This window comes from Gracilibacillus sp. JCM 18860 (genome assembly GCF_055395245.1).
Window position 1 is genome coordinate 342,987 of record NZ_AP043868.1, and the last position, 16,521, is coordinate 359,507.

Annotated in this window: 14 protein-coding genes; 13 read left to right on the forward strand and 1 reads right to left on the reverse strand. The window is 36.5% G+C overall.

Annotated elements, in window-relative coordinates; all coding sequences use genetic code 11:
- The first annotated feature begins 61 nt into the window (after positions 1-61).
- The 11 genes from pgsA (at position 62) to ACZ5R4_RS01860 (ending at position 11,193) form a co-directional block, all read left to right on the forward strand.
- Positions 62-640, forward strand: coding sequence for a CDP-diacylglycerol--glycerol-3-phosphate 3-phosphatidyltransferase (gene pgsA, locus ACZ5R4_RS01810; RefSeq protein ID WP_054788856.1), 579 nt, complete (start codon positions 62-64; stop codon positions 638-640).
- On the forward strand, positions 637-1,887 hold the full coding sequence (locus ACZ5R4_RS01815; RefSeq protein ID WP_464368003.1) for a competence/damage-inducible protein A: 1,251 nt from the start codon (positions 637-639) through the stop codon (positions 1,885-1,887). Before pgsA ends, ACZ5R4_RS01815 begins: the two co-directional genes overlap by 4 nt.
- Positions 1,888-2,090: 203 nt before the next feature.
- A complete protein-coding gene (gene recA / locus ACZ5R4_RS01820; RefSeq protein ID WP_109984394.1) occupies positions 2,091-3,134 on the forward strand; it encodes a recombinase RecA in 1,044 nt (347 codons plus the stop codon).
- 354 nt (positions 3,135-3,488) lie between these two features.
- Entirely contained in the window at positions 3,489-5,048 is a 1,560-nt protein-coding gene (gene rny / locus ACZ5R4_RS01825) for a ribonuclease Y (RefSeq protein ID WP_054859464.1), read from the forward strand.
- A 179-nt stretch (positions 5,049-5,227) separates the two neighbouring features.
- The gene (locus ACZ5R4_RS01830; protein ID WP_464368004.1) at positions 5,228-6,046 is read left to right on the forward strand and encodes an alpha/beta fold hydrolase; all 819 of its coding nucleotides are present in this window, start codon (positions 5,228-5,230) and stop codon (positions 6,044-6,046) included.
- A gap of 99 nt (positions 6,047-6,145) precedes the next feature.
- The gene (locus ACZ5R4_RS01835) at positions 6,146-6,943 is read left to right on the forward strand and encodes a TIGR00282 family metallophosphoesterase (RefSeq protein WP_109984391.1); all 798 of its coding nucleotides are present in this window, start codon (positions 6,146-6,148) and stop codon (positions 6,941-6,943) included.
- A gap of 142 nt (positions 6,944-7,085) precedes the next feature.
- Complete coding sequence (locus tag ACZ5R4_RS01840) at positions 7,086-7,346, forward strand: stage V sporulation protein S (RefSeq protein ID WP_003468886.1); 261 nt, start codon at positions 7,086-7,088, stop codon at positions 7,344-7,346.
- Between the two features lie 69 nt (positions 7,347-7,415).
- Positions 7,416-8,330 carry a dipeptidase gene (locus ACZ5R4_RS01845; RefSeq protein WP_464368005.1) on the forward strand — a complete coding sequence of 305 codons (915 nt, stop codon included), beginning with the start codon at positions 7,416-7,418 and terminating at the stop codon, positions 8,328-8,330.
- Positions 8,331-8,415: 85 nt separating this feature from the next.
- A complete protein-coding gene (gene miaB, locus ACZ5R4_RS01850) occupies positions 8,416-9,993 on the forward strand; it encodes a tRNA (N6-isopentenyl adenosine(37)-C2)-methylthiotransferase MiaB (RefSeq protein ID WP_109984389.1) in 1,578 nt (525 codons plus the stop codon).
- A gap of 1 nt (position 9,994) precedes the next feature.
- Entirely contained in the window at positions 9,995-10,411 is a 417-nt protein-coding gene (locus ACZ5R4_RS01855) for a YlbF/YmcA family competence regulator (RefSeq protein ID WP_054859462.1), read from the forward strand.
- 218 nt (positions 10,412-10,629) lie between these two features.
- A complete protein-coding gene (locus ACZ5R4_RS01860) occupies positions 10,630-11,193 on the forward strand; it encodes an outer spore coat protein CotE (protein ID WP_054788851.1) in 564 nt (187 codons plus the stop codon).
- A 213-nt stretch (positions 11,194-11,406) separates the two neighbouring features.
- Here ACZ5R4_RS01860 and ACZ5R4_RS01865 read toward each other — a convergent pair whose 3' ends face one another.
- Positions 11,407-11,880 carry a DinB family protein gene (locus ACZ5R4_RS01865; RefSeq protein WP_109984388.1) on the reverse strand — a complete coding sequence of 158 codons (474 nt, stop codon included), beginning with the start codon at positions 11,878-11,880 and terminating at the stop codon, positions 11,407-11,409.
- Positions 11,881-12,028: 148 nt separating this feature from the next.
- On the opposite strand from ACZ5R4_RS01865, the gene mutS reads away from it, so the two are divergent.
- The gene (gene mutS / locus ACZ5R4_RS01870) at positions 12,029-14,614 is read left to right on the forward strand and encodes a DNA mismatch repair protein MutS (RefSeq protein ID WP_464368006.1); all 2,586 of its coding nucleotides are present in this window, start codon (positions 12,029-12,031) and stop codon (positions 14,612-14,614) included.
- Positions 14,615-14,621: 7 nt separating this feature from the next.
- Positions 14,622-16,463, forward strand: coding sequence for a DNA mismatch repair endonuclease MutL (gene mutL / locus ACZ5R4_RS01875; protein ID WP_464368462.1), 1,842 nt, complete (start codon positions 14,622-14,624; stop codon positions 16,461-16,463).
- The last annotated feature ends 58 nt before the right edge of the window (positions 16,464-16,521 follow it).

A 16,521-nucleotide genomic window follows, 5' to 3' on the forward strand; every position in this document is an offset into this window, starting at 1 on the left:
CTCTTTGCAGCTTAAGGAGGGTATTTTTACACATGAAAAGAAGGAAAGTGAGGAACGATAGATGAATGTCCCAAATAAAATAACCATTTCACGAATCATGCTTATCCCAATCTTTATTCTATTATTATCCTACCCCTTTGAATGGGGAAGTTGGACGATAAATGATACAGAGCTTTCCGTTGTACAATTTGTCGCATTAGTTATCTTTGCAGTGGCTGCGGCTACTGATTGGCTTGATGGATATTACGCGAGAAAGTATCAATTAGTAACAAATTTAGGGAAATTTTTAGATCCTTTGGCAGACAAATTATTAGTATCAGCTGCTTTTATTTTACTGATTGATTTAGGCTCCGCACCTGCATGGGTAGTGATTATTATCATCAGTCGTGAATTTGCCGTTACAGGATTGCGATTAGTCGCTGCTGGTGAAGGAATAGTACTTGCTGCTGGTAAACTAGGAAAGCTTAAAACAGTACTACAAATGGTAGCGATTATTGTTTTATTGTTAAATAATATTCCATTTAATGCACTAGCCTTTTCAGTTGGAGATATTTTGTTATATGCAGCACTTGTCATTACCGTTATTTCAGGGATCGAATACTTCGTGAAAAATTGGCATGTGATGGAGGAATCTAAGTGATTAAGGAACCAAAAGCTGAAATCATTTCTGTTGGTACAGAGCTATTACTTGGTCAGATTGTGAACTCCAATGCTGCATGGATGTCTGAAAAACTGGCGAGTAGAGGTATATCTGTTTTTTACCATAGTGTAGTTGGAGACAACCTTGATCGATTAGCAGCAGTGTTTCAAACGGCTGCTAATCGATCGGACATTGTATTCATTACAGGAGGTCTAGGACCAACTGAGGATGATCTGACGAGAGAAGCTTTTCAAAAAATGACTGGCTTAAAAATTGTCGAGGATAAAAAAACGATGGATCAAATTCATCAGTTTTTCTCAAATAGTCAAAAGTCTATGTCTCCAAATAACCGAAAGCAAGCACGTGTGTTCGAAGGTTCAACCGTTTTTAATAATTCTGTAGGTATCGCACCTGGGATCGTTCAAGAATATCAGGATACTTATTGGATCTTTATGCCAGGTGTTCCACGAGAAATGAAAGCTATTATGAGCGAACATATTCTCCCATACATAGAACAGCTTTATCCGACTAAATCCATTATATATTCTCGTATGCTTCGATTTATCGGAATCGGTGAATCACAGCTAGAGCACGAGTTGCAATTATTAATTTCGAATCAAACCAATCCAACGATTGCACCATTAGCAACAGAAGGAGAAGTTGGATTAAGATTATCGGCAAAAGCCGAGTCAAAAGAGTTAGCGGAAAAATTGATAGACGAATTAGAGCAAAAGATAGCTAGTATTGTTGGAGATTTTCTATATGGTCATGATGAAGTGACGTTGGATCAGAAAATATTCGGTTTGCTAAAAGGGAAAGGACTAACCTTGGCAAGTGCGGAAAGCTTGACTGGTGGTGCTTTTTCTGCGGCAATAGTAAAGCGGGAAGGCTCTTCTTCTGTTTTTCAAGGTAGTGCAACCGTTTATCAACCAGTTATAAAGGAAAAGGTACTTGGCATTTCACAGGATCTGATCGAGGACCATGGTACGGTTAGTGAAGCATGTGCAGAAGCCATGGCTCAACAAGTAAAAAAACATTATTTATCAGATATAGGAATAAGCTTTACCGGTGTTGCTGGACCAGATTCAATTGAAGGAAAAGAAGTAGGTACTGTTTATATAAGCATTTGTGATCCAAACGATCAGTGTCATACATACTTATTCCATTTTAATGGTGATCGAGAGACCATTCAGCGTCGAGTAGTAAAAAAAGGATTGGAATTATTATTTCAATTATTAAAGGAATAAAGTCTCTTATCATAAATTTTTTTCATATAAAAAGCATTTTTTCCAACCTTGTCGTTAGAAAAAATGCTCTTTTATTGAAGAAGAAACAAGATTTATTAGCAAAATAAGGGGTAGAAAAAAAGGGAACATTTATTCGTCTTTTTGCTTGTAATCGAAAGTAAAACAGTGTAAGATAGTACTAGTAGATTAAAGGAGGAATTACGTTGAGCGATAGAAAACAAGCTTTAGATATGGCTTTGAAACAAATAGAGAAACAATTTGGTAAAGGTTCGATTATGAAATTAGGGGAACGAGCTGAACAAAGAGTAGCAACTGTTTCTAGTGGTTCGATTGCATTAGATGTGGCTTTAGGCGTAGGTGGTTATCCTAGAGGTAGAGTAGTAGAAATTTACGGTCCTGAATCGTCAGGTAAAACGACTGTTTCCCTTCATGCTATTGCAGAGGCACAAAGAAATGGTGGACAGGCAGCATTTATCGATGCTGAGCATGCTTTAGATCCTGTCTATGCGAAAAAATTAGGAGTTAATGTAGATGAGTTATTACTATCTCAGCCAGATACCGGAGAACAAGCATTGGAGATTGCGGAGGCATTAGTGCGCAGTGGTGCAATCGATATGCTCGTCATTGACTCTGTTGCGGCATTAGTTCCAAAAGCAGAAATTGAAGGTGAAATGGGAGATTCTCACGTTGGTCTTCAAGCTCGTTTAATGTCCCAGGCTCTAAGAAAATTGTCTGGAGCTATTAATAAATCTAAAACAACGGCTATTTTTATTAACCAAATCCGTGAAAAAGTAGGAGTTATGTTTGGTAACCCTGAAACAACCCCAGGTGGTAGAGCACTTAAATTCTACTCTTCTGTTCGACTAGAGGTTCGAAGAGCAGAAACGCTTAAAGTAGGAAATGATATGGTAGGGAATAAAACTAGAATTAAAGTAGTGAAAAATAAAGTAGCCCCTCCATTTAAACAAGCTGAAGTTGATATTATGTACGGTGAAGGAATATCAAAAGAGGGTGAAATTCTCGATATAGGCTCTGATTTAGATATTGTATTGAAAAGTGGTGCATGGTACTCCTATAATGAAGAACGACTTGGACAGGGTAGGGAAAACGCAAAGCAATTCCTAAAGGAAAATCCTGATATTGCCAACGAAATTCAGTTAGCAATTAGAACACATTATAATTTAGATGAAGAAGTACCAGTGAGTGATATGTCAGAAGAACAACAAGAACTGCTAGAAAAAGAATAATACGAGCCTACCATCATTGAGAGTTTTCATGTTAGCTTACGTTCATAAAAAGTGATAGAGTTGAGGAAAAGCTTCATTTTATTAGGGAAATTAATAAAATGACTTGTCTTCAACTCTTTTTCCAATTCTACTACTTTTAGAAGAAGGTGGATCGGAGAAAAGACTATTATTCAAATGATGAAAGCGTTCCATTTTTACTCACTAAAATTTTACAATCCTTGACAACTATAATATAGAGGATTAAAATTAGAATGTATAATTATAATTGTTATACAATTTAAATTTAAATGAGTATTCATTGTACATGCCGACTTAAAAAAGTTGTACAAGTTTATAGCAAGAGGAGGTGAAAGTATGGAACCCTTAAGCATTATCATCTCCATTTTGCTTACATTTGTCGGTATTGTTGTTGGTTATCTGATTCGAAAGACAATTGCTGAGAAGAAGATTTCGAGTGCAGAGCAATTAGCTAAACAAATTGTCGAAGAAGGCAATAAAAATGCTGAAGTAGCGAAAAAAGAGGCTTTATTAGAGGCAAAAGATGAGAATCACAAATTTCGCCAGCAAGCAGAACAAGAGCTTCGTGAACGACGCGTGGAAATACAGAAGCTTGAAAGTCGTCTCATGCAAAAGGAAGAGAATCTTAATCGAAAAGATCAAACATTAGATAAGCGTGAGTTATTGTTAGAGAAGAAAGAAGGTTCGCTAACAGAAAAACAACAACAAATTGAAGAAATGGAAAGCAAAGTTGGAGAAATGTTACGCGAGCAACAAACAGAATTGGAACGAATTTCAGGCTATACCACTGATCAAGCGAAACAAATTATTTTACAGCGAGTTGAAGAGGAAGTAACACATGAATCAGCTTTAATTATTAAAGAAGCTGAAAATAAGGCAAAAGAAGAAGCGGATAAAAAAGCGAAAAATATTTTATCGCTCGCACTTCAACGCTGTGCTGCAGATCATGTTGCTGAGACAACTGTTTCCGTTGTGAATCTTCCAAATGATGAGATGAAAGGTCGAATTATAGGTCGTGAAGGTCGAAATATTCGAACACTTGAAACACTAACAGGGATAGATCTTATTATTGATGATACTCCAGAAGCGGTTATTTTATCAGGTTTTGATCCTATACGTCGTGAAATTGCTAGAATTGCATTAGAGAAATTGGTTCAGGATGGACGTATACACCCTGCGAGAATTGAAGAAATGGTAGATAAATCCCGCCGTGAAGTGGATGAATATATCCGTGATTACGGAGAACAAACAACCTTTGAAGTCGGTGTTCATGGACTTCATCCAGACCTTGTGAAAATCCTTGGTCGACTAAAATATCGTACAAGCTATGGGCAAAATGTATTAAAACATTCTACTGAAGTAGCTTACTTGTCTGGATTGTTAGCAGCGGAACTGGGTGAAGATCAAACCTTAGCAAAGCGTGCTGGACTATTGCTTGACATCGGTAAAGCAATCGACCATGAGGTGGAAGGTAGTCATGTGGAAATTGGAAAGGAATTAGCAAGTAAATATAAAGAAAATGAAGTGGTAATCAATGCCATTGCTTCCCATCATGGTGATGAAGAAGCAACATCTACTATTTCTGTTATTGTTGCAGCCGCTGACGCACTTTCTGCTGCTCGACCAGGAGCGAGAAGTGAGACTCTCGAGAATTATATTAAACGTTTAGAAAAATTAGAAGAAATCTCTGAATCATATGATGGAGTGGAGAAATCATTTGCTATTCAAGCCGGTAGAGAAATTCGCATTATTGTTAAACCAGATGAAATTGATGATTTAGAGGCAACGAAGATTGCAAGAGATATTCGTAAACGAATCGAGGATGAATTAGATTATCCTGGTCATATCAAGGTAACCGTCATCCGTGAGACAAGATCCGTAGAATACGCGAAATAATTATTTGAGCCATGAGCCAAATGAATGAAGCTAACCAAAATATCCGAACATCCATTAAGAATATCAAATTCTAAATGGAGTTCGGATATTTTATTAGATAAAATTTTTTCTCCTTTTACTAGCAAATACATGTGATCAACCAAGGTGAATTTTTTAATTAAATTTTATGGAGTGATGAAATGAGTAACTTTCGTTTAACCAAGTCTTTTCAATCTAGCTATGGAAAAATAAAATACGACGTCAAAGGGGAAGGTAAAGCTTTGGTTCTAGTACACGGTACACCTTGGTCAGCTTATAACTATAGACATTTAATTGATGCTTTGAGTGATTGGTATAAGGTATATTTTTATGATCTAATTGGTTACGGGCAATCAGAGAAAATAGAGACTGACGTATCATTAGGGATACAAAATGAAGTATTAAATGAATTATTAAGACATTTGGATGTTTCTAAACCTATCATAATTGGTCATGATTTTGGTGGGGGTACAGCACTAAGAACACATATTGTAAATCAAATAGATTTTGAAAAGATTGTTTTAATAGATCCTGTGGCTATAGGAGAATGGGGTTCACCATTCTTTCGACATATAGCTAACTACGAAGAAGCCTTTCAAGGGTTACCAGACTATATACATGAGAATTTAGTGACAACTTATGTTAAGAGTGCTTTATATAATCCATTAGATGAAAACATTATCAAAAGTATAGTTAGCTATTGGTGTAATGAAAAGGGGAAAAAGGCATTCTATCGCCAGATTGCTCAATCAGATATGAAATATACGAAAGAAATAGAAGCCCAATATAAAGATATGAATGTCCCTACACTCATATTATGGGGAGAAAAAGATGAGTGGATACCAGTTGAAAAAGCCCACCAGCTTAATGAATCTATTCCAAATTCTATACTCCATATTATTCCTGATTCTGGACATTTAGTATTAGAGGAAAAACCAACTCAAATATTTTCTCATATATTAGCTTTTTTAATTAAATAGTTAGGTTCTTTATATTTCTGCCTCTAAAATTAGAAGAATTGGACTTTTTTCTCGTAGTATGTAAAACTGTTGGTATAAACAGAGAAAGGTAGTCAAAACATGAGATTATTATTTATCGGAGATATTGTTGGATCTCCAGGCAGAGAAATGGTGCAAAGCTATTTATCGAAATTAAAGTCAAAATATCAACCACATGTAACGATTGTAAATGGTGAGAATGCAGCAGCAGGTAAAGGAATAACCGAAAAAATTTATAAAAACTTGTTGGAATCTGGCGTTCAAGCGATTACGATGGGAAATCATACATGGGATAAGAAAGACATTTTCCAGTTTATTGATGAAGCAACTTACATGGTCCGCCCTGCTAATCTACCGCCTGGTACGCCAGGAAAGGAAGTAGTTTTTGTAAAATCTAATGGGAAAGAAATTGCAGTAATTAATATACTTGGCCGCACTTTTATGCAGCCAGCAGATGATCCTTTTCGTAAAATAGATGAACTGCTTAAACTTGCGAAAAAAAGAACCAATATCGTATTTGTAGATTTTCATGCAGAAGCGACAAGTGAAAAACAAGCATTTGCCTGGTATTTGGATGGTAAAGTAAGTGCTGTTGTGGGGACACATACACATGTACAAACAGCAGATAATCGTGTGTTGCCTAATGGAACAGCCTATATTAGTGATGTCGGTATGACTGGACCGTATGATGGGATATTGGGAATGGATAGAGAGGCCGTTATAAAAAAATTTTTAACTGGTTTACCTGTTCGATTTGAAGTTCCCAAATCCGGTCCGACACAATTAAGTGCAGTGGTTATTGATATAGATCCAGTGACTGGAAAATCCAAGCAGATTGATAGAGTACAAATCAATGATGATCATCCATTCTTCTCTTAAACAAGCCTTGACAGTACTGAGAAAACCTGACAAAAGATTTGAATTTTCTTATCTTATCCTTCATAATAAAAAGGAATATCTTTCATGTAGCTGAATATAGTAAAAGTGGGATAACAATAGGAATTGAAGGAGGTACTAGGGAATGGACATATTAAAAGTTTCAGCAAAATCAAATCCGAATTCTGTAGCAGGCGCACTTGCAAATGTCTTACGTGAACGTGGTTCCGCAGAAATTCAAGCAATTGGTGCTGGTGCATTAAATCAAGCAGTGAAAGCAGTTGCTATTGCTCGTGGTTTTGTAGCCCCAAGTGGAGTAGATCTCATTTGTATTCCGGCTTTTACTGATATCATGATTGATAATGAAGAACGTACGGCCATTAAACTTATTGTAGAACCAAGATAAGATCGATATAATGGATTAACCTGTTTGTTTCCGGACAAACAGGTTTTTTAGATAGGAGGAGAAGGGGAAATGATTGATTGTCATTGTGACGCACTTTGGAAAATGTGGTCAAAAGCCTATGAATTTGCAAATGACTCCCGTTTATCTGTAAATAGAGAGAAATGGCTGAACAGTAATGTCCAAGTTCAATGCTTTGCCATTTTTGTACCACCTGAAGTACCAATGGAAGCGAAATTCACGACAGGACTACAGATGATTGACCTCTTTTTCGACAAAATCATTCAACCATATCCCGAGATAAAATTTATTACGAATAAGCAAGATATTCTCTCGCTAAAAAATACGGAACGTGGGGCTATACTTACATTGGAAGGGTTGGATTTAATTGGCAGTGATCTTTATAAGTTAAGGATACTACTACATCTAGGTGTAAAAATGGTCGGACTCTCCTGGAATAATCCAAACCTTGTGACAGATGGAGTGATGGAGCAAAGAGGTGCTGGATTAACAGTGTTTGGGAAGGAAGTAATCCAGTTATTGAATCAATACAACATATGGACAGATTTAGCCCATATATCTTATAGTGGTTTTTTTGAGGCCGTTCAGTTAGCTGATTTTCCAATGGTCTCCCATGCAAACGTGCAAGCTGTTCATCCACATCCGCGTAATTTAGATGACAAGCAAATCCAGGTATTGATAGAAAAAGGGGGTCTAATTGGTATTAACTTTGTTCGCGAGTTCCTTACTACTAAGCAATACGTCACGTATGATGATATCTACCAGCATATTGATTATTTACTACATAAAGGCGCAGAAAAGAATATCATTTTTGGATCAGATTTTGATGGTAGTGATGACTTAGCAGATCAATTAAAGAACATTGATCAATATCCAGCCTTTATTTCCTATTTAAAAACTTTATTATCAGATTATACGCTAAATCGAATTACGTCCAACAATTTCGTTGAAAATTTACCATTCTAGGTAATTAGATTTTGTAATTCGTCTCTATATCCCATATAATAGATGAAGTAGTTTTTCTTGATCTTGTGAAAGGAGTTTTAAAAGAATGAACGAGAAACAACGATTAGAAAGTCAACAAATTAAGCAAAGTGATTCAACGGACGTAAAATCCGAACCGAATCGCAATTTAGACCGCTTAAAAAAGCTTTCCAGTGATGAATTAATATCAAAATATTTTCAAACTACCTATGAGCCACCAAACTTAAAGAAAGCCAGAAGTCGACGAAAAAAAGACGTAGATATTCATTATGATTTTGATATTCCTTTAGAGATGCGAGCTGTTGGAAAAGGGAAGAAATTTTTAATTCGTACTTATGGCTGTCAAATGAATGAACATGATACAGAGGTAATGGCAGGTATTTTGACGAATATGGGATATCAATCAACAGATAGTACGGATGATGCAGATATCATTTTATTAAATACTTGCGCAATTCGTGAGAATGCGGAAAATAAAGTGTTTGGAGAAATTGGGCACTTAAAGCCATTAAAAACAGAAAATCCTGATTTAATTATTGGTGTTTGTGGCTGTATGTCTCAAGAGGAATCAGTAGTAAACCGTATTTTGAAAAAGCATCCATTTGTCGATCTTATCTTCGGTACACACAATATTCATCGATTACCGAAACTAATCAATGAGGCAATGTTCGGTAAAGAAATGGTGGTAGAAGTGTGGTCAAAAGAAGGAGATATTATTGAAAATTTACCTAAGGTTCGTAATGGTAAGATTAAAGCATGGGTGAATATTATGTATGGGTGTGATAAGTTCTGTACATATTGCATCGTTCCATATACAAGAGGTAAGGAAAGAAGTCGTCGTCCAGAGGATATTATTCAGGAAGTTCGCCATTTAGCTGCCCAAGGTTATAAAGAAATTACTTTACTTGGACAAAACGTCAATGCTTATGGCAAGGATTTGGACATAGACTATGGTTTAGGGGACTTAATGGATGAAATCCGAAAGATTGATATTCCTAGAGTTCGTTTCACGACATCCCATCCTAGAGACTTTGATGATCATTTAATTGAAGTACTCGCAAAAGGTGGAAACTTATTAGATCATATTCATCTTCCAGTACAATCAGGTAGTTCAGAGGTTTTACGAGTTATGGCACGACGCTATACAAGAGAGGATTACTTAGAGCTTGTCCGCAAGATTCGAGAAGCTATGCCGAATGCTACATTAACAACAGATATTATTGTAGGATTCCCTAACGAAACAGATGAACAATTTGAGCAAACGATGTCATTAGTCGAAGAGGTAGGCTTTGAGAGTGCTTATACCTTTATCTATTCACCGAGAGAAGGTACACCAGCAGCTAAATGGGAAGATAATATTCCAATGGAAGTGAAAAAAGAAAGATTGCAACGTCTGAATGCATTAGTAAATAAACAATCTGCAGAGGCTATGAAACATTATGAAGGTAAAACGGTCAAGGTTCTTGTGGAAGGCGAAAGTAAAAAGGATCCAGACGTTCTTTCAGGATATACAGAACGTAATAAATTAGTTAATTTCAAAGGACCAAAATCTATTATTGGGGAAATCGTCGAAGTGAAAATCACGAATACCAAAACGTGGACATTAGATGGAGAATTAGTTGAGTCAGCAGTTGAGGTGAATTAATATGGCAAAATATACAAAAAAAGAGGTATTAGAAGAAGCGCATGATTTGGCTAGGAAGATGGCCAGTATGGAAGAAATTGAGCGATTCAAGCAGTTAGAAGCAAAACTTAATGAAAGTACTAAAATTCAAAGTACGATTAAAAAAATCAAAGCATTGCAAAAGCAAGCAGTTAACTTTCAAGCATATGGTAAGGAAGAAGCCTTGAAAAAGGTAGAAAAAGAAATCGACCGATTACAAGCAGAAATTGACGAAATTCCTATCGTACAAGAATTTAAGGATACACAGGTTGTTATTAATGATATTTTACAATTAGTAACCAACACCATTGCTCGTGAAATTACCAATGAAGTCATTCGTTCAACTGGTGGGGACGTACTTGCAGGTACTACTGGTTCCAGTAAAAATGAACATTGTTAGTAAAAATGGAGCATCATTATAGAATTTCTATAGTGATGCTTTTATTAGCTTCTAGATATTGCTTTCAATGAAAAAATCCTCTCTTTTATGTACACATTTCTAGGCATTTGCATAGGATGGAGTAGAATCTATGGCCTACACTCCTTAAAAAGATTTAGGCACTATAGGTGAATATCTCGCATATGATGGAAATGAATTAAGAGGGAGGTTAACATTACATGTCTTTTCTTGACCAACAATACCGAGAAATTATTACGAAAGCGGTAATTGGCAAAGGTAGAAAGTTCAAACAAGATACGAATTATATTACACCAACTCATCGACCTTCAAGTATACTTGGCTGTTGGATTATAAATCATCACTATCATGCAAAACTTATCAACGACGAAACAGTTGAAATTAAAGGAAGCTATGATGCTAATGTATGGTATGCTTTCAATGATAATACGAAGACTGAGGTAGTTTCTGAACGAGTTGAATATTGCGATAAAATACCTTTATCCATTCGTGACAAACATCATCTAGGGGATGAATGTGAAGTAATTGCAAAGGTCATTCAGCAGCCTAATTGTTTAGAATGTACGATTGAAACAAAAGGAAATAAGATCAAAGTTGATGTAGAACGTGAGTTTCTTGTGGAAGTGGTTGGAGAAACGAAAGTTTGCGTAAAAGTTGATCCAGAAGGAAAAGTTTACGATGATGAAGAATGGGATTTAGCCATCTCAGATGATGAACTAGACTCGATCGATCCAGATTTTCTTGCAAATGATGAGGAAGAGTAATACTTACAGTGTGGCAATTTCCACACTGTATTTTTTTTTTGCAAAATCGTCCGTAAGCTCCTACTAATGGAAGACTCATGTATAAGAAACAAGCACTTATACAGAACGTTTAAGTGCTTGGCTTCCTATACAAATTGGCATATGTAACTTGAACCACCAGAAGCTAAGCAATGTCTCAAACCATACGATGGATGTTTGCTACATGGGATTCTCTTAATTACTTTCTTCTTTAGTAGGCCCCAAAACACCTGGAACAGTTAGTCCAGCTTGACGAAGGAGAACGGTCATTTGTCCGCGATGATGTGTTTGATGATCCACTAATTTCTTGAGTAAGGCACCACGTGGAACCATCAAACCAAAGCTTTCTACTTCTTCATTTAGTAACTCATTTGTTAACTGTTGTTCGACGGCTTCCTGTATATCGTTTACTATTTTCTTATAGGCATCTAAAATTGTTTGTACTTTATCTGGTATTTCCTGTTGAGAATTGGCTTTCACATCAAGTCCTACTAACCCTGCAAATAAAGCAGGAGATGTTGCTAAATGCCAGCCTAGCCATCCTAATGTGTTATGCCCCTGTACAATAGCTTGTTCGAGCTTATCATCTGTCATCGCTGCAAGAACCCTACTTGTTCCATCAGCTTCATTTTTCCAATCTACTAAAAAATCTTCTACCTTGCGATACATTCTATCAACTCCTTTTATAACATCTAGTTTAACTATATCAAATCTTCCTTTTTCTTTCATGTAATAGCTTTTGACTTCAACCTTTCTCAACTCTTCTTATTCTGTGTTATAATGTGGAATGAATGATAGCAATGTTGGAGGAAAAATAATGGGTTATACGCCGATGATACAGCAATATTTAAAAATAAAATCTGACTATAAAGATAGTTTTCTATTTTTTCGTTTAGGCGATTTTTATGAAATGTTTTTTGAAGATGCTAAGAAAGCTGCACAAGAACTAGAAATTACGTTAACAAGTAGAGATGGAGGAACAGCAGACAGAATTCCGATGTGTGGGGTACCGTACCACTCTGCCGAAAATTACATAAAAACATTAATAGAAAAAGGTTATAAGGTAGCCATTTGTGAGCAAGTGGAGGATCCAAAAGTGGCAAAAGGTGTAGTAAAACGGGAAGTGGTCCAATTGATCACACCTGGTACGGTGATGGAAGGAAAAATGCTAAATGACCGAGAGAATAATTATTTAGCAGCTATAGAAAAAATAGGTCCATCTACGTTTGCTTTTGCTTATTCTGACATGACAACAGGGGAAACCTTCGTAATGAAAATAACCAGAGGCTGGCAAGCAGTATTAAGTGAATTATTTAATCGCCCGATAAAGGAGGTTATTGTAGAGAAGGAGCTAGAGGAGGATTATCAACGCGAATTAATCGAAAAAATGCAATTGACGCTTTCTACCCCTCGTCACGAGAAATTTCCTGATAATATGCAGATATTAATTGAGGATGTAAGGAATAGAGAGCTACACGATATTTGTATGACACTATACAATTATCTCTTTCAAACTCAAAAACGTTCGTTTGAACATTTGAAGAAGGCGCAAGAAATTGAATTAGAAGCATACATGACCTTGGATATGTATTCCAAACGCAATTTGGAAATTACCGCTTCTATGATGAGAAAAGAAAAATTCGGGAGTTTGTTATGGGTCATTGATCGCACAGTAACGGCAATGGGGGCAAGAAAATTAAAAAAATGGCTAGAAAGGCCATTGCTCACAAGCTCGTTGATTGAAGCCCGTTTAGATATGGTAGAAGGTATTTATGATCAATTTATGGAACGAGAAGGTTTACGGGAAGCATTAAGATCTATTTATGATTTAGAGCGCCTATCAGGGAGGGTTTCCTTTGGAAATGTTAATGCACGTGATCTCATTCAATTAAAAAAATCATTAAAAAATGTTCCGTTGATACAACAATTACTACATCATTTTGATAATAAAGCACTAAATCAATTAGCAGAAGAGTTAGATTCCTTACCACAACTAACCAACTTATTGGAAGAAAGTATTATCGAGGAGCCACCATTATCGATTACAGATGGCAATATCCTAAAGGACGGATTTCATGCTACACTAGATCAGTATAGAGATGCCTCCCGTAATGGAAAGGACTGGATAGCAGAGCTAGAAAGAAAAGAGAAGCTAGCAACGAATATAAAGTCATTAAAGGTTGGCTTTAATAAAGTATTTGGGTACTATATCGAAGTAACAAAGGCCAATCTTCACCTTATTCCAGAAGGTAGATATGAAAGAAAACAAACTTTAACAAATGCAGAAAGATTTATTACGAATGATTTAAAAGAGAAGGAAAAACTGATACTAGAAGCAGAAGAAAAAAGCGTTGAGCTAGAATATCAATTATTTTTGGAAATTCGCGAGAAGGTAAAACAGTATATCCCTGCCTTACAAAAGCTAGCGGAACGAATTAGTGAAATCGATGTTCTACAATGCTTTGCAACGGTTAGTGAAGAGAATAATTATGTTCGCCCAACCTTCACAAATACTAATAGTGTTAAGCTTGTGGAAAGCCGTCATCCTGTAGTAGAAAAAGTCATGAAAGAAGAGGCATTTGTCCCAAATGATATTCAATTAGATGAAGATAAGTTTATGTTACTAATTACTGGGCCAAATATGTCTGGTAAAAGTACGTATATGAGACAATTAGCGCTCACTATCATCATGGCACAGGTTGGCTGTTTTGTTCCAGCAAAATCAGCACAGCTTACTATATTTGATCAGATCTTCACTAGAATTGGTGCTGCAGATGATCTTGTATCTGGACAAAGTACATTTATGGTGGAGATGCTAGAGGCAAAGCATGCTGTTCAACACGCAACGAACAATAGTCTTATTCTACTGGATGAAATTGGTCGAGGCACGAGCACGTATGATGGAATGGCCATTGCTCAAGCGATTATTGAGCATATTCATGAGTATATCCATGCCAAGACCCTATTTTCTACACACTATCATGAGTTAACTAGTTTAGAAGAAAAGCTCAATGGGTTAAGAAATATTCACGTTCGTGCAGAAGAAATTAACGAGGAAGTCGTATTTCTACATCAAATTCATCAAGGTGCTGCGGATGAGAGCTATGGAATCCATGTCGCTAAGCTTGCTGGTTTACCCGATTCTTTGATCAATCGAGCCAACGTCATTTTAGAGCAATTGGAACATAACGACAGCAGTATGACTCATCGTTCCATAGACTCTGAAGCATCTGATATAGAGCAGATGAGCTTCTTTGTGGAAGAGAAACCAATGAAGCAAAAAGAAAAACAAGCAGAGTCAGAACTTGTCAATAAGTTAAAAAAGTTAAACATTTTAGAAATGACACCAATGGAAGCAATGAATCAATTATATCAATTGCAAAAACAGGTAAAAAAGGGTTGATTCTATGATGAAAATTATGGAACTACCAGATTTTCTAGCCAATAAAATTGCGGCAGGAGAAGTAGTAGAACGCCCAGCTTCTGTCGTAAAGGAACTGGTAGAGAACAGTGTAGATGCCAAAAGTAACTGGATAAAAGTAGATATAGAAGAAGCAGGACTTCAAACCATTAAAGTAACAGATGATGGAGTGGGAATCCCGGCTGATCAATGTAAGAATGCTTTTCTACGACATGCAACAAGTAAGATTACGAATGAAAATGACCTTTTTCATGTGAAGACATTAGGCTTTAGAGGTGAAGCATTAGCAAGTATTGCCGCTGTTAGTAGATTGCGAATTCAGACTTCGACAGGTGAAGAGGCAGGAACCGTGCTGGAGCTGGAAGGTGGAGAGCTACAATCAGAAGGATATAGTGATGCGAGAAGAGGAACAGAGATTACGGTAAAAGACTTGTTTTTTAATACGCCTGCACGGTTAAAATATTTAAAAACCGTCCATACTGAATTAGGGCACATTACTGATATTATTAATCGGATGGCACTTTCCCACCCGGATATTCGTTTTGAACTAACACACAATGGTAAAAGAATTTTTCAAACTTCCGGAAAAGGGGACACATTACAAATTATTGCAGCCATTTATGGTTTTTCAGTAGCGAAAAAAATGATTCCAGTTAGAGCGCGGACAATGGATTATGAAGTGAAAGGGTATATTGCAAAACCAGAGATAACACGAGCGTCGAGGAATTATATTACAACGGTAATTAATGGGAGATATGTTCGTAGTATTGGTTTAGCAAAAGCGATTGCCAATGGATATCATACCTTTCTTCCGATTGGTCGTCAGCCTATTGTTGTATTACAAATCGAAATGGATCCAATCTTAATTGATGTAAATGTCCATCCAACCAAACTAGAGGTGCGTTTTAGTAAAGAAAAAGAGCTATTTGCAGCTGTTGAACAAATGATTAAGGATGCTTTTCATCAAGAAACCTTAATACCAAGTGGTGCACCTAAGTCTGTAGAAAAAGAAAAAACGGCCCAGCCACAGTTTTATTTCGAAGAATCCTCTCAGCCAACAGAGGAACAGCCAACTCTTCAGGAGGATAGTGCATCTAATTTTCAGATTAATGAAGGTCCTTTAGTAGAGCCAAACATCGAGCAACAACATGATGACAATATCGCAACATCTTCCGAGGAGATATTGCTTCATGAAAATTGGCTGGAACAGGACGAAAAACAAGAGATAGAAAACGAATCTATAGAGGAACGAGTACCAACACTCTATCCAATCGGACAGCATCATGGAACCTATATTCTAGCTCAAAATGATGAAGGGTTATATATCATTGATCAGCATGCAGCCCAAGAGCGGATAAAGTATGAGTTTTTCCGTGAAAAAATTGGGGAGGTAGAACGAGAACTGCAGGATTTACTTGTTCCAATCACATTTGAATTTACACAGCAAGAAGCACTGTTTATTGAACAATATTCGGAAGAGTTAAAGAGAATAGGTTTATTCTTTGAATCATTTGGCCACCATTCGTATCTTATCCGTTCTTATCCTAGCTGGTTTCCGAAAGGGGAAGAAGAGGAAATTATTCGTGAGATTATCGATCAATTAATACGGGATCAGAGAGTAAATATTCCTAAGTTAAGAGAAGAAGCAGCGATCCTCATGTCGTGTAAAAGATCGATAAAGGCGAATCATTATTTAAACTTGGAAGATATGCGAAGATTACTAGATGATTTAAGAGCTTGCGAGGAGCCTTTTACTTGTCCTCATGGACGACCGATTATTATTCAATTTACAAAATATGAAATGGAGAAAATGTTTAAACGAGTTATGTAAAAAGATGAAGAAATGATCGTTATCGTGTATACTAGTGATGATAGAAGTGTTCACCCAT